We start from the raw sequence: 14230 nt of genomic DNA on the forward strand, positions 1-14230 counted from the left end.
TTTCAAAGCAAGGCTTTGAAAGCAGCGCAAGGCAGTCTAACTTGGCGGCATCCTTGCCGCCCTCCACGATCACAGATATTTACTAGACAATAAATATCTAAAGTTATTTAAACTTTTCCAACTCAATCCATTGAGCATCAGGAAAATGCTTTGCCAAATAAGCTTTTAAATAATCTGCGGTATCTTTCGAAATAAGTGGATCTTTCGACTCATCCTTTAAGTTATACACCAAAGCATGTAAACTCAAACCACGCTGCTTTAATGCCTCTAAACTCAATAAAGTATGATTAATACTGCCCAAACGTCCTGAAGTCACCAAAATTACAGGAAATTGATGCTGAGCGATATAATCAATGGTCAACAACTCTGTGGTTAAAGGCACCATCAAACCACCGGCCCCTTCTAACAATACCACCTCAAAGCGCTGAGCCAATTCTTTGGTCGCTGCTTCGATCTTGGCAAAATCCAGATCACGTCCATCCAAACGTGTGGCTAAATGCGGCGAGGCTGGATACGTAAAAATTTCAGGCATGGTCAGTTTGTCATGATCTTCCTGAAACCAGCCACTACCCATAATTTCACGATGCTTTTCGATATCTTCCGAAACATCTACATTACCCGTTTGTACTAATTTTTGAGTAATGACACGCTGTCCCTGTTCGGTCCAAAGCTTGGCGAGATAACCTGTGGCATACGTTTTACCAATTTCAGTATCAATACCACTGACAAAATAAATTGCTGCACTCATGCTGTTCTCCACGCAATCACATAAATCGGATGATAAGTCAGACTAAAACCCTGCTCATCATGAAACTGTTGATAATCTGAATAAAATTGCTGCAAGGATTGCTTGGTCCAGCGATGTGACCTTGCTGTTGCAGTCACGCCTGTCGCCTTTAAATGCTGCAATACCGATTTTGGATGATCAAAATATACCTTCTTCAGTTCTTGCTCGATGAGTAGTATTTCAAAACCTTGCTGTTCAAGCTGTCGCGTTAAAGATTCTAAGCCAATATAATTTAAGCCTTGTCCTGTCAACTGCTTAATTTCATTGAGATTATCTGGCCCAAAAGTAGAAAAACCGAAATATGCATTGGGTTTTAAGGCTCTGTGAATCCGCCGTAATAATGCAGGCAGATCAACCATCCATTGCAATGCTGAACTGGAAATCACAGCATCCAAGGACTGCGGCAAATTCAGCTGCTCAATATCACCGATCAACCAATTTACATGTTTAAAATTGAGAAAATGCTGATCAACATCTGCATATAAATCATTTAAAAACAGTTGCTCAACTTGAAAATGAGATTGAAGTAAGTGGGTTAGATTGCCAGATCCACAGCCAATCTCAAGCACAGAGGCTAAGTTCTGCGAACAATACACTTTAAGGTATTCAAATAACTGCGCACTAATTTGCTTTTGTACCACAGCATGCTCAACATAGCTTTGCCCTGCTTTGGCAAAACGTTGCGCAACCAATGCTTTATTGATGCTCACAAACACTCCACCAATTGTTCCAATTCATTTTTTTGCACCAAAGAGGTTAATGAAATACGTAAGCGTGAACTATTCTGTGGCACTGTTGGTGGGCGTACTGGCATGGCATAAAAACCTTGTTGTTGTACATAGCGTGCTTTTTCAATTGCAGCTTGGCTTTCCCCAACAATAATCGGAATGATATGACTGCTGGATGGACTTGAAAAACCTTTTGCAATCACCGCCTGCTGTAAATATTGACTGATTTCAACCAAATGCTGACGTTGTTGTTGCATGTTCAAAACTTTGTTAAAGATAAAATCAGACCATGCCATCGAAATTGGAGGCAATGCGGTACTAAAAATCAATGGACGCATTTTATTGATGAGATAGTCACGGATGATTGGATCACAAATGATATAGCCACCCACCGACGCAATCGCCTTACCAAAGGTTCCAACCAAGAAATCAATCTGATCCAGCACCCCATATTGCTCGGCACACCCCAGACCTTGCTCTCCCCTGACCCCAATCGCATGTGCTTCATCGACATACAACATCGTTTTGACATAACGTTGTTTTAACTGCGCCAATGCAGCTAAATCCGTCTCGTCGCCATCCATACTAAAAATACTTTCAGTCACCACAATAATGCGTTCAACTTGCTCATCTTGATGATACTTTTGCAATAACTGTTCCAGATGCTGCAAATCATTATGACGATAACGTACATATTGAGCGGTCGATAATCGAATCCCGTCAATCATACTGGCATGCACCAATTTATCAGCCAGAATCACAATTTTACTATCCGCCAAAGCAGGTAAGATGCCGATATTCATGTGATAGCCACTATTAAAGAGTAAAGCAGCGCGACCAAATGCTTTGCTTAGGCTATTTTCAAATTGTTCATATTCTGCAAAATTACCCGTGAGCAAGCGTGACGAAGATGAACTAAAGAGCGCTCGTTCAATTTTCAGCGTATCCAGAAATTCTTCTCTTAAACTTAAATCAGCGGCCAAGCCTAAATAATCATTGGATGCCAGATTCAACATGCTTCGATCTTGAATCGTGATCCATCGTCCAGATTGCTCATTTGAAGTGAATTGGCGAAAATTACCCTGTTGTCTGAGTTGAACAAGCTGCTCGGCATAATGATCAAGCAAGGACATTGGCATTTACTCCCTGCATATTTTTCACCACTGCACTCATCTGTGCCAATAAATAATGGAGTTCGTCATCTGTGATCACATACGGCGGCATCACGTAGACCAATTTTCCAAATGGCCGTACCCAAATACCCCGTTCAACAAACTGTTGCTGCAAGGTTTTCATATCGACATTTGTGGTTAACTCCACCACCCCGATCGCCCCTAAAACCCGTACATCCGCAACATGGTCAAGCTGGGCTAAATCGGTTAATTGTTGAGTAAGAATCTTTTCAATCCGTTGAATATTGGCTTGCCAATCCTGTTCCACCAATAATTGGGTGCTTCTTAAAGCAACCGCACAAGCCAGTGGATTCGCCATAAAGGTCGGGCCATGCATAAACACGCCCGCTTCACCACGACTAATGCTTTCAGCCACCTGCTTGGTGGTTAAGGTCGCAGACAGCGTCATATAGCCGCCTGTTAAGCCCTTACCAATACACATAATGTCAGGTTCAACTTGGGCATGTTCCCAAGCAAACATTTTACCTGTACGTCCAAAACCTGTAGCAATCTCATCAAAGATCAACAGCAAATTGTACTGCTTACATAAGGCCTTGGCCTGACGTAAATATTCAGGATGATAAAAACGCATGCCGCCTGCGCCCTGCACAATCGGCTCAATAATCAGTGCGGCAATACTGTGATGATGCTGTTCAATCTGCTGCGTGAGTTCCTGAATATCTTGCGGATTCCACTCACCATCGAAACGACTTTGTGGTGCGGGTACAAAAATTCGATTGGGTAAACTTGTACCAAAAATCTGATGCATCCCTGTGACTGGGTCACAGACAGACATCGCATTCCAGGTATCGCCATGATAGCCAGAACGTGTGGTAATAAAGTTAGTTTTCTCTGGTTTGTTTAATGCAGCCCAATATTGAACTGCCATTTTTAACGCAACTTCTACGGCAACCGAACCTGAATCTGCATAGAAAATCTTATCTAAATTCGGCGGCGTAATTTTTAATAATAATTTACCTAATTCAATTGCAGGTTCGTGGGTCAGACCACCGAACATGATATGCGCCATGTTTTGCAATTGATCTTTAACTGCTTGGTTCAGTTCAGGATGGTTATAGCCATGAATCGCACACCACCATGACGACATGCCATCAACCAAAGTTCGACCATCTTCTAATTCAATCGTTGCACCGTAGGCACGTTTGACTTTAAAGGTTGGTAGTGGATTTAACATCGAAGTATAGGGATGCCATATATGTTCTAAATCAAATAAATCGGTCATCCTCTACCTCATTTGCTGCTATTTCAAAATTTTCCATCAACCTGATCACGCTTTTAGATACTCGGAAATGTCATCTGCAACCTGCGTGATATAAACAAGATACAAGGCTTAGTACACTAGATCAAAAGAAAAAGTGAAAGAAGTGAACAGGTTTTGCAGATGACAAATGGTTTTGCCTACTTTTCCCGAAAGAAAAGTAGGTCGCCGAAGGCATATCCTAAAAATGGATGAGAACTCGGCACGATTCCGTTAGGCCTATAAAATAAACTTTATCTTAAACTTGTCAAAAGCTAAAATATATTGCGAGAACTTTCAATTCAAGCAAGATTAAACCCTCTATTGAATAAAATCTTCAATTATTTGCACAGTCCGCTCAACCATAAAACATGGAAAACCGTGTGAAGCCCCTTCCACAGAAACCAAAGACAAATTCTTTGCAGCCAAATCTTTAGTTTTTCGCACAACTTGGTAAGGAACTAAAGCATCATGCTCGGCAAAGACATGTAACTGCCTACCCTGATAATTTCTATACAACTCAACCAAGTTTAATTGCTCCAACAACTGTAATCCGTCCCGAAGCAATGCAATTGGTTGCGGACGAATCAATTTCTGCATAACTACGAAATCGTTCTTTGCCGAACTTGCACCCTGACAGACCAATAAACCAAAACGCTTTAAAGTCGTAATCGCATCCTGTTCAAATGATTGTTTAAACTGCATAAAGGTTTCAACAGGCATTGCAGTCGACCAATCTGCTTGTGCCACAAAACATGGATTCGACGCTAACGTGATTAAAACTTTCTGTTCAGCATATTGATGTTGGATTTGATCGACCAGTAATGTTGCCAATTGTCCACCAAGCGACCATCCCACAATCACATCAAATTTCACTGCGAGTTCAACTTGCTGTTGCAAGATGTCATCATTTAGCGCATTAAAGATATTAAGCCGTTCAACGATATGTCCCTTTTGTTCTAAAGCCTCATGTAAAGGTTTTAATAGTTCGGCACCACCGCCCCATCCTGTGATGAGTAGAATCTTATAGGTCATGCGCTTGCTCAATTCTAAAAACTTCAACGCAGTATACCCTGATTAACACTGCTCATTATTTTCCAAATCTACCAAAAGCTGTGCTGGGATCACTTGCTCCCAATGTTGCTTGAACTGTCGATGAACTTGATCAATATCAAAGCAACTATTTCTTGCCACCTGCTGCGCATAAGCAAGATCTTTAGCACGCATATAAGCAAGTAAATAGTGCTCTCCATTCAATTCAAGTTGAAACCAAGATTCAACGGTTACCCCTTCAGCTTGCAGTGTTTGAATGGCTTCGGCTTTACGTTGTTGAATTTCTTGCTGCCAAGCCTCGACCTCTGCCTGCGTATTGGCTTTTAATTTAATCAGAACTGCACCAACATCCATTGATTTTCCTTTTCTTTTTCTAAATCGCTATTCAATTTAAATATATAAAGCAGAGCAAAACCCTGTAAAGAATTTTCTACCACATCCAATCTCTAAATTTGCTAAAGTAGCTGCTATTACACTTTGAGATCAACATGATGAATACGATAAAGTCCAAAGTTCTCGTTTTATGTAGTTCACTTTTTTTACTCAGTGCACCAACGCTCAGTAGCGCACAAACTACCTTATTTTCAAAGCAAGATACCGCTCAAAAAGAATGGGTTGGGCAATCTGCGCCAGACTTTAAACTGCAAGATCAAACTGGCAAATGGCACACCTTAAATCAATATAAAGGCAAATGGGTGGTGCTATATTTTTATCCTAAAGACAATACTGCAGGTTGTACTCAAGAAGCCAATCAATTTAAATCACTGTATCCACAATTTACCAAATCAAATGCTGTGGTACTGGGTGTCAGTCTGGATGATGTCGCATCACATCAAAAATTCTCAGAAAAACTTGGCTTACCGTTCCCAATTCTTGCTGATGATCAGGGCGAACTGGCCACTAAATTTGGTATTGTTCGAAACTTGGGTATTACTAAAATTGCCAAACGCGAGAGTTTTTTGATTAACCCTCAAGGCGCGGTGATGTATCACTACACCAGCGTGAATACTCAAACTCATGCAGATCAAGTGTTGAAAGATCTAAAAACCTTACAAAGTAAATAATCGCTTTGAAGATTTTGAATCAGCTTATTGATTGCTTTTATGCCTAGCTATTTGAAGTCTAGGCATTTTTATACGCGTTTAAAAATCAATGCCATTGGAATCATCAATTGGATTCTGATCCAGTGTAAATACGGTCCGTTGATACGGAATGCCTTCCAGATCATAGACCTGATAAACACAATCAAATAACAGCTGTAGGTCTTCACTACGATCCATTGCCCGTGCCGTCAGAAAAATTGGGCTAACCGCACCATTGTCCAGAATCGGAATGTAATTTAAATGTGGAAAACGAATGGTATCTGCACTGGCAGGAATCACACATAAACCTTCACCTGCTGCCACCAACCCTAAGGCCAGTTGAATTTCACGCACTTCATGCATATTTTTTGGCACGAGACTATGCTCGGCAAAAATATTCAGCAGTTGAGTCGAAAAATTCGGTTTCGGTGAAGTCGGATACATAAACATCTTTTCATCAATCAGATCTGCCAGATAAACCCCTTCTGTCCGCTGTGCAATCGGATGGCTGGTATGCGCCGCTACAACCAATCGCTCCTTCCGCAATAAAATCCGTCTGACCGCTGGATCACTAATCCGCAAACGTCCAAAGCCCACATCAATGCGTCCTTCTTTTAAGGCTTGTAGTTGTTCTGTGGTACTCATTTCAACCAGTTGAATATTGAGATGTGGCTGCTGCTGCCTGAATAAATAAATGATCCGTGGCAATAGACCATAAAGCAGCGACCCGACAAAACCAATGGTGACACTGCGTTCAATCAGTCCAATCCGTTTCGCCATACTCTTGATTTCTTCAGAATTAGACAAAAGTTTAATCGCGTGCTGATAAAAGAAATGCCCTGCGGGTGTGGTTTGTAACGGTCGACTTCCTCGCTCAAACAATTGAATTCCTAGCTCGCCTTCCAAATTTTGAATCTGCCGACTCAAAGGGGGTTGAGCAATAAATAGTTTTTCTGCGGCCTTGGTAAAGCTCTGTTCTTCAACAACCGCAACAAAATACCGTAAATGACGTAATTCCATGAGGTTTCCATACCTTTAAGATATATAAAAATATAAATTCAGTCTTAGACACAGTTTACTCATTCTTTTAAGGTATAGACAAGAGATAAACCGATGAAGTTATGAATCGCTTCCGCTAGATTCCAGCTGCCCATATTCATCCTTATCGGTTCAAGCCATCACACAACATATTAGGATATCGAGACGCTTTAAGCGTAACTCGATGACTTCCACAGATTTGGAAAGTCGGAGAACGGACATGCCACGTATTCCTGTAATCAATACCAGCCATCTTGACCGCATTGATGAATTACTGGTCGATAATATCGACACGGGTGAATTTAAACTGCATCGCTCAGTGTTTACCGATCAAGCTTTATTCGACCTCGAAATGAAATATATTTTCGAAGGCAATTGGGTTTATTTGGCCCACGAAAGTCAAATTCCCAATAATAATGATTTCTATACCACCCATATCGGACGTCAACCCATCATCATCGCCCGCAATCGTAATGGCGAATTGAATGCCATGATCAATGCCTGCTCCCATCGCGGTGCCCAACTCTGCCGCCATAAACGCGGTAACAAAGCCACCTATACCTGCCCTTTCCACGGTTGGACCTTTAACAACTCAGGCAAACTCCTCAAAGTTAAAGACCCAAGTGAAGCAGGTTATTCAGATTGCTTTAACCAAGACGGTTCACATGACCTGAAAAAAGTCGCACGTTTTGAAAACTACAAAGGTTTCTTGTTCGGCAGCCTCAATCCAGATGTACCTTCGCTTGAAGAATTCTTGGGTGAAACCAGCAAAATCATCGACATGATTGTCGATCAATCCGAACATGGTTTAGAAGTTCTACGCGGCACATCATCCTATACCTATGAAGGGAATTGGAAACTCACCGCTGAAAATGGTGCCGATGGTTACCACGTTTCAGCAGTGCATTGGAACTATGCCGCAACCACTCAACACCGTAAAGAGACTCAAGCTGCCGATAATATTCGTGCCATGAGTGCTGGGTCTTGGGGTAAGCAAGGCGGCGGTTCTTATGGTTTTGAAAATGGTCATATGCTGCTGTGGACGCAATGGGCCAATCCTGAAGATCGTCCGAACTTTCCGAAGGCAGACGAATATACCGAGAAATACGGCGCAGCCATGTCGAAATGGATGATCGAACGCTCGCGTAATCTCTGCCTCTATCCAAACGTCTATTTGATGGATCAATTCGGTTCACAAATTCGGGTGTTACGTCCGATTTCGGTCGATCGTACTGAAGTGACGATTTATTGTATTGCGCCGAAAGGTGAAGCCCCTGAAGCACGTGCGCGTCGTATACGTCAATATGAAGATTTCTTTAATGCTTCTGGTATGGCCACACCCGATGATCTGGAAGAATTCCGTGCCTGTCAGGCCGGTTATGCAGGCATTGCACTGGAATGGAATGACATGTGCCGTGGTTCCAAGCACTGGATTTATGGCCCTGATGATGCTGCCAATGAAATTGGACTTAAACCGATGTTAAGCGGAATTAAAACCGAAGATGAAGGCCTCTATCTGGCACAACATCAATATTGGTTGCAGACCATCAAACACGCCATTGTCGCTGAGAAGCAAATCGCGGCTCAAGGAGAAAACGCATGAGTATTCAAGACAAAACCAGCTTGGAAAATATTGCCCAGTTTCTTTACCGTGAAGCACGCTTTTTAGATGATGAACAATGGGACGATTGGCTCAATTGTTATGCCCCTGAAGCCAGTTTCTGGATGCCTGCGTGGGATGACAATGATCAACTCACTGAAGATCCACAAGCTGAAATTTCACTGATTTATTACCCTGATCGCCAAGGCTTGGAAGACCGTGTGTTCCGTATCAAGACCGAACGTTCTTCTGCCACCATGCCCGATACCCGCACTTGCCACAATATTGCCAATGTCGAAATCGTAGCGCGCGACGGAAATAAACTCACGGTTCGCTTTAACTGGAATACCTTGAGCTTTCGCTATAAAACCACCTATAGCTACTTTGGCATGTCACGCTATGTGATTGATTGTTCTGGTGATGAACCCAAAATCCTAAGCAAATATGTGGTGCTTAAAAATGATTACATCAATCAAGTGATTGATATTTACCACCTTTAAAAATAGGTCTCCTCAGTCAAACGGACTGTTGGCTGAGGTCCCAAATTAAAATTATTTTGTAGGATACGTCTCATGTCAAACCACAATGTAGCACTTCAATTTGAAGATGGTGTGACACGTTTTATTAGTGTCGCTCAAGGCGAAACCCTGTCCGATGCAGCCTATCGCCAAAAAATTAATATTCCTTTGGACTGCCGTGACGGTGCCTGTGGTACCTGCCGTGCCTTCTGTGAATCTGGCAGTTATGATATGCCAGAAGAAACGTATATCGATGATGCTTTAACGCCTGAAGAAGCAGAGCAAGGTTATATTCTGGCGTGCCAATGTCGCCCAAGCTCAGATGCTGTATTCCAGATTCAGGCATCCTCTGATGTCTGTAAAACTGAAATTCATTCTTTCCAAGGGACTTTGGCCCGCGTTGAAAACCTATCTGATTCGACCATTACTTTTGATATTCAACTGGATGATGGGCAACCCGATATCCATTTCCTTGCAGGGCAATATGTCAATGTTGGTATTCCAGCAACAGGCGAAACCCGTTCATATTCATTTAGTTCCAAGCCCGGTAACCGTTTAACAGGCTTTGTGGTTCGTAATGTGCCAAACGGCAAAATGAGTGATTTCTTAAGTAAAACCGCTCAAGCGGGCGACAAGATGACTTTTACAGGGCCATTCGGTAGTTTCTATCTCCGCAATATCACGCGTCCTGTACTGATGCTAGCGGGTGGTACAGGCATTGCCCCTTTCATGTCGATGCTACAAGTACTGGAAGAAAAAGGTTCTAACCAACCTGTGCGCTTAGTGTTTGGCGTGACCAACGATTTTGATCTGGTGGCTTTGGAAAAGTTGGCAGAATTACAAGCGAAATTCCCTTGGTTTGAGTATCGGACTGTGGTTGCACATCCTGACAGTCAACATGCGCGTAAAGGCTATGTCACAGGCCATATCGAATCTGACTGGCTAAACAGTGGCGATGTTGATATTTATCTCTGTGGGCCTGTACCAATGGTCGAAGCCGTCCGTGGTTGGTTAGAGGCAGAACAGATCAAACCTGCTCACTTCCTATTCGAAAAGTTCTCTGCGAATTGATGGTTACTGGAGAATTAACCTATGTCTCAAGCACAAAGATTTAAGCATAAAGTGGTGATTGTCACTGGCAGTGCTCAAGGCATTGGCCGTGGCGTGGCGCTACAACTGGCGACCGAAGGTGCACAACTGGTCTTGGCAGATCGTTCTGATTATGTGCAGGATGTGCTGGCTGAAGTAAACGCCTTGGGTGCTGATGCCATCACCATCCAAGCCGATTTGGAAAGCTTTGCGGGTGCACAAAGTGTCGTTGCCAAAGCCATTGAACAGTTCGGTCGAGTCGATGTGCTGATCAACAATGTCGGCGGCGCGATCTGGATGAAACCTTTTCAGGAGTTTTCTGAAGAAGAAATTATCAAGGAAGTGAATCGCTCACTTTTTCCAACTTTATGGTGTTGCCGAGCAGTCTTGCCTACAATGATTCAACAACAGGCAGGCGTGATCGTCAATGTTTCCTCGATTGCCACTCGCGGCATTAACCGTATTCCCTACTCTGCAGCCAAAGGTGCCGTCAATGCACTGACGGCATCACTGGCCTTTGAACATGCCAAAGATGGAATTCGCGTCAATGCCATTGCCACAGGTGGAACCGAAGCCCCACCACGCAAAGTACCACGCAATCACAATCCACTCAGTCAAAATGAAAAAGACTGGATGCAGCAGGTCGTCGATCAAACCATAGACCGCACGTTTATGGGCCGTTATGGCAATATTGAGGAACAGGTCAAAGCCATTGTCTTTGTTGCATCCGAGGATGCCTCCTATATCACAGGAAGTGTTATTCCTGTAGGAGGTGGAGATCAGGGTTAGCCCTGATCTTTTGCATTTCAGATAAAGTACAGGATGTGCATGGAGGCCATCAGCGAATGACAACATTATTCAAAACATTAAAACAAGATTGGTCCATTTCAGCCACGGTTGCTGGTTTTCTGGCGGTGCTGATTTCCTATTCAGGGCCACTGATTATATTCTTTCAGGCAGCACAACGTGCCCATGTCTCGACAGAGATGATGGTGTCATGGATCTGGGGCATTTCCATCGGTGCAGCTGTTGCGGGGATTTATCTCTCGATCAAATACAAAACCCCTGTTATTACCGCATGGTCTGCGCCAGGGACCGCTTTATTGGTAACACTATTTCCTGATATTTCTCTGAATGAAGCCGTCGCGGCCTATATCACCTCTGCGATTGTGATTTTTCTGATTGGAATTACAGGTTGTTTTGACAAACTCCTCAAATGGATTCCTCAGGACGTTGCTGCTGGCATGATGGCAGGTATCCTATTCCAGTTTGGAATCAACCTGTTTACCGCCTCGGACAGCATGCCTTTAATTGTATTCAGTATGCTGATTGTGTTTTTGATTGCCAAACGACTGATGCCGCGCTACACCATGATCTGGGTACTGGCAGCGGGCATTTCACTCAGTTTATTCTTGGGAAAAATGAATCCTGTAGAAGTCAGTTTTCATCTTGCCATTCCACAATGGATCAGCCCCGAATGGACTTGGAACTCCACCTTAAATCTGACACTGCCCTTGATTCTGGTCAGTCTGTCGGGTCAGTTTTTACCGGGGATGGCGATCATGAAGTTGAGTGGTTATGACACCCCTGCCAAACCGATTATTACTGCAACCAGTATTGCCTCTTTAGCGGTGGCCTGTGTCGGCGGTATTACCATCGTGCTCGCATCTATTACGGCGGCGCTATGTATGGGCAAAGATGCACATGAACTGAAAGAAAAACGCTATATCGCAGGGATTGCCAATGGGATTTTTTATATTCTTGGCGGACTATTTGCTGGCAGTATTGTGATGCTGTTTAGCTTATTGCCCAAAGAGCTAGTTGCCGCGTTAGCAGGTTTAGCCTTGCTCGGCGCAATTGCAACCAATATCACTGCTGCCATGCAGAGTCCTCAACACCGTGATGCTGCACTGATTACCTTTCTGGCGACAGCTTCAGGGATGCATTTTCTTGGATTAAGTTCAGTATTTTGGGGAATCTGTATTGGGGTGATTGCCCATCTCATTCTCACCCAACGCGCTGCAACACAATCTGCTTAAGAAAAAGAAAACAACTCCTCCGACTCTCCGCCTTGCTGTCATATCAAAGCCGACTTTAGTCACATCAAGTTGTGTTTTTAAAAAGTCAGCAAGGCAATTTTTAAACCTCACTTTAAAATATAAAATTATGAGGTCCAGTTAGATACTTAAAATCAATCCAACATCAATTAAACCAATTGGTAAAATAAAAAAATACATCCAAATTAAAAACATCCCTCCTATTTAAAAATGATTTTATCGTTTAAAAAAAACACATTTACGCAGCATAAAATCAGCAAAATTCTCACCATTTAATATTTAATGCAAATTCTACAAACCAAATTAAATAATAAAATAAAAATATAAATTTCAATAGATTAACCAAATAAAATCACAATACTTTAAAGACATAAAGATATATCAATTAGGTTTTTGACTCTGATCCAATAACAAAATAGCTTAATAAAAAATAACTCAGTACTTCACAAATTGGAGGTGAAGCAATGGATACAAACAAGGTCAATATTAATGACATAATTGATAAAGCGTGTTTTACCGCTTTTCATTGGAAAGTTTTAATCTGGTGTCTCATCATTATTATTTTCGATGGTTATGATCTGGTGATTTATGGCGTAGCATTGCCCTTATTGATGCAACAATGGTCGCTCACTGCTGTACAAGCGGGATTGCTTGCCAGCGCAGCCTTATTCGGGATGATGTTTGGCGCCATGATTTTTGGCACGCTCTCAGACAAACTGGGCCGTAAAAAAACCATTCTGATCTGTGTCACTTTATTTAGTGGATTTACCTTCTTAGGAGCATTTGCGAAAAGTCCAACTGAATTTGCAATTTTACGTTTTATCGCGGGGCTTGGCATTGGTGGGGTGATGCCAAATGTGGTTGCACTCATGACCGAATATGCCCCGAAGAAAATCCGCAGCACTTTGGTTGCATTGATGTTTAGTGGCTATGCCATAGGCGGAATGAGCTCTGCCTTACTGGGTGCATGGTTAGTCAAAGACATGGGCTGGCAAATCATGTTTTTAATTGCAGGCATTCCATTATTACTTCTTCCACTGATCTGGAAATTTCTACCTGAATCTCTGGCATTTTTAGTGAAATCGAATCATCACGATCAAGCCCAGATGATTGTCACTAAAATCGCACCTGAAACTGAATTAACCAGCAATACTCAACTGATTCTAAATGAAAGTACCAGCACCGAAGCGCCTGTGCGTGCACTGTTTCAGCAAGGTCGTAGTTTTAGTACCTTCATGTTCTGGATTGCCTTCTTTATGTGCTTATTGATGGTCTATGCGCTAGGCAGTTGGTTACCTAAACTCATGCTACAAGCAGGTTACTCTTTAGGTGCCAGTATGTTGTTCCTATTTGCACTGAATATTGGAGGCATGGTCGGCGCAATTGGCGGTGGTGCACTGGCTGATAAATTCCACTTAAAACCCGTGATTACCAGCATGTTTGTGATTGGTGCAGCCGCCCTGATTCTGCTGGGTTTTAATAGCCCCCAATTCATTTTATATAGCCTGATTGCCATCGCAGGGGCAGCAACCATTGGCTCACAGATTCTGCTCTATACCTTTGTGGCGCAATTCTATCCAACCGCAGTACGTTCAACTGGGATGGGATGGGCTTCGGGTATTGGGCGAATTGGCGCTATCATCGGCCCTGTCCTAACAGGTGCTTTGCTCACCTTTGAACTGCCTCACCAAATGAATTTTCTCGCAATTGCCATCCCTGGCATTATCGCGGCGCTTGCCATCTTTATGGTCAATTTAAAAGTTTCAGTTGCAGCCCAAACAGCTCCAAACTTTAACCCACAAACTTCGCTCACTCAGCAATAACAATAAGTGCGCCGAGGATTGGCGC

Annotated in this window: 14 protein-coding genes; 7 read left to right on the top strand and 7 right to left on the bottom strand. The window is 42.8% G+C overall.

Annotated elements, in window-relative coordinates; all coding sequences use genetic code 11:
- Nucleotides 1-103 precede the first annotated feature (103 nt).
- The 6 genes from bioD to A7P55_RS07955 form a co-directional block, all read right to left on the bottom strand.
- Nucleotides 104-748 carry a dethiobiotin synthase gene (gene bioD, locus A7P55_RS07930; protein ID WP_171551727.1) on the bottom strand — a complete coding sequence of 215 codons (645 nt, stop codon included), beginning with the start codon at nucleotides 746-748 and terminating at the stop codon, nucleotides 104-106.
- Complete coding sequence (gene bioC, locus A7P55_RS07935) at nucleotides 745-1497, bottom strand: malonyl-ACP O-methyltransferase BioC (RefSeq protein ID WP_171551728.1); 753 nt, start codon at nucleotides 1495-1497, stop codon at nucleotides 745-747. The genes bioD and bioC overlap by 4 nt, the downstream gene beginning before the upstream one ends.
- Nucleotides 1494-2648, bottom strand: coding sequence for an 8-amino-7-oxononanoate synthase (locus A7P55_RS07940; RefSeq protein WP_171551729.1), 1155 nt, complete (start codon nucleotides 2646-2648; stop codon nucleotides 1494-1496). Before A7P55_RS07940 ends, bioC begins: the two co-directional genes overlap by 4 nt.
- On the bottom strand, nucleotides 2635-3930 hold the full coding sequence (gene bioA / locus A7P55_RS07945; protein WP_171551730.1) for an adenosylmethionine--8-amino-7-oxononanoate transaminase: 1296 nt from the start codon (nucleotides 3928-3930) through the stop codon (nucleotides 2635-2637). Before bioA ends, A7P55_RS07940 begins: the two co-directional genes overlap by 14 nt.
- Before the next feature lie 336 nt (nucleotides 3931-4266).
- Nucleotides 4267-4980 carry a hydrolase gene (locus A7P55_RS07950; protein WP_171551731.1) on the bottom strand — a complete coding sequence of 238 codons (714 nt, stop codon included), beginning with the start codon at nucleotides 4978-4980 and terminating at the stop codon, nucleotides 4267-4269.
- Nucleotides 4981-5022: 42 nt separating this feature from the next.
- A complete protein-coding gene (locus A7P55_RS07955) occupies nucleotides 5023-5352 on the bottom strand; it encodes a DUF6176 family protein (RefSeq protein WP_171551732.1) in 330 nt (109 codons plus the stop codon).
- Nucleotides 5353-5486: 134 nt separating this feature from the next.
- On the opposite strand from A7P55_RS07955, the gene A7P55_RS07960 reads away from it, so the two are divergent.
- Nucleotides 5487-6062: a peroxiredoxin gene (locus A7P55_RS07960; protein WP_005191107.1), complete on the top strand. Its 576-nt coding sequence runs from the start codon at nucleotides 5487-5489 to the stop codon at nucleotides 6060-6062.
- Nucleotides 6063-6140: 78 nt separating this feature from the next.
- Here A7P55_RS07960 and A7P55_RS07965 read toward each other — a convergent pair whose 3' ends face one another.
- The gene (locus tag A7P55_RS07965) at nucleotides 6141-7100 is read right to left on the bottom strand and encodes a LysR family transcriptional regulator (protein WP_171551733.1); all 960 of its coding nucleotides are present in this window, start codon (nucleotides 7098-7100) and stop codon (nucleotides 6141-6143) included.
- A 238-nt stretch (nucleotides 7101-7338) separates the two neighbouring features.
- Here A7P55_RS07965 and benA point away from each other — a divergent pair, with 238 nt between their 5' ends.
- The 6 genes from benA to A7P55_RS07995 all read left to right on the top strand — a co-directional run bounded on the left by benA (nucleotide 7339) and on the right by A7P55_RS07995 (nucleotide 14205).
- Nucleotides 7339-8721, top strand: a complete 1383-nt coding sequence (gene benA / locus A7P55_RS07970; protein ID WP_171551734.1) for a benzoate 1,2-dioxygenase large subunit — start codon at nucleotides 7339-7341, stop codon at nucleotides 8719-8721.
- Nucleotides 8718-9218: a benzoate 1,2-dioxygenase small subunit gene (gene benB / locus A7P55_RS07975; protein ID WP_171551735.1), complete on the top strand. Its 501-nt coding sequence runs from the start codon at nucleotides 8718-8720 to the stop codon at nucleotides 9216-9218. The genes benA and benB overlap by 4 nt, the downstream gene beginning before the upstream one ends.
- Nucleotides 9219-9290: 72 nt before the next feature.
- Nucleotides 9291-10307, top strand: coding sequence for a benzoate 1,2-dioxygenase electron transfer component BenC (benC, locus tag A7P55_RS07980; RefSeq protein ID WP_171551736.1), 1017 nt, complete (start codon nucleotides 9291-9293; stop codon nucleotides 10305-10307).
- Nucleotides 10308-10328: 21 nt separating this feature from the next.
- A complete protein-coding gene (benD, locus tag A7P55_RS07985; protein WP_171551737.1) occupies nucleotides 10329-11114 on the top strand; it encodes a benzoate diol dehydrogenase BenD in 786 nt (261 codons plus the stop codon).
- Between the two features lie 56 nt (nucleotides 11115-11170).
- Complete coding sequence (gene benE / locus A7P55_RS07990) at nucleotides 11171-12364, top strand: benzoate/H(+) symporter BenE (protein ID WP_171551738.1); 1194 nt, start codon at nucleotides 11171-11173, stop codon at nucleotides 12362-12364.
- Between the two features lie 482 nt (nucleotides 12365-12846).
- The gene (locus A7P55_RS07995) at nucleotides 12847-14205 is read left to right on the top strand and encodes an aromatic acid/H+ symport family MFS transporter (RefSeq protein ID WP_171551739.1); all 1359 of its coding nucleotides are present in this window, start codon (nucleotides 12847-12849) and stop codon (nucleotides 14203-14205) included.
- The last annotated feature ends 25 nt before the right edge of the window (nucleotides 14206-14230 follow it).

It is taken from the genome of Acinetobacter sp. Ac_5812, from assembly GCF_013072695.1.
In the GTDB taxonomy this organism is placed as follows: domain Bacteria; phylum Pseudomonadota; class Gammaproteobacteria; order Pseudomonadales; family Moraxellaceae; genus Acinetobacter.

What these genes read in the sequence shown, in the direction of transcription:
- bioD (WP_171551727.1), bottom strand. Translation starts at nt 748, where the DNA reads ATGAGTGCAGCAATTTATTTTGTCAGTGGTATTGATACTGAAATTGGT.
- A7P55_RS07940 (WP_171551729.1), bottom strand. Translation starts at nt 2,648, where the DNA reads ATGTCCTTGCTTGATCATTATGCCGAGCAGCTTGTTCAACTCAGACAA.
- bioA (WP_171551730.1), bottom strand. Translation starts at nt 3,930, where the DNA reads ATGACCGATTTATTTGATTTAGAACATATATGGCATCCCTATACTTCG.
- A7P55_RS07950 (WP_171551731.1), bottom strand. Translation starts at nt 4,980, where the DNA reads ATGACCTATAAGATTCTACTCATCACAGGATGGGGCGGTGGTGCCGAA.
- A7P55_RS07955 (WP_171551732.1), bottom strand. Translation starts at nt 5,352, where the DNA reads ATGGATGTTGGTGCAGTTCTGATTAAATTAAAAGCCAATACGCAGGCA.
- A7P55_RS07960 (WP_005191107.1), top strand. Translation starts at nt 5,487, where the DNA reads ATGATGAATACGATAAAGTCCAAAGTTCTCGTTTTATGTAGTTCACTT.
- A7P55_RS07965 (WP_171551733.1), bottom strand. Translation starts at nt 7,100, where the DNA reads ATGGAATTACGTCATTTACGGTATTTTGTTGCGGTTGTTGAAGAACAG.
- benA (WP_171551734.1), top strand. Translation starts at nt 7,339, where the DNA reads ATGCCACGTATTCCTGTAATCAATACCAGCCATCTTGACCGCATTGAT.
- benB (WP_171551735.1), top strand. Translation starts at nt 8,718, where the DNA reads ATGAGTATTCAAGACAAAACCAGCTTGGAAAATATTGCCCAGTTTCTT.
- benC (WP_171551736.1), top strand. Translation starts at nt 9,291, where the DNA reads ATGTCAAACCACAATGTAGCACTTCAATTTGAAGATGGTGTGACACGT.
- benD (WP_171551737.1), top strand. Translation starts at nt 10,329, where the DNA reads ATGTCTCAAGCACAAAGATTTAAGCATAAAGTGGTGATTGTCACTGGC.
- benE (WP_171551738.1), top strand. Translation starts at nt 11,171, where the DNA reads ATGACAACATTATTCAAAACATTAAAACAAGATTGGTCCATTTCAGCC.
- A7P55_RS07995 (WP_171551739.1), top strand. Translation starts at nt 12,847, where the DNA reads ATGGATACAAACAAGGTCAATATTAATGACATAATTGATAAAGCGTGT.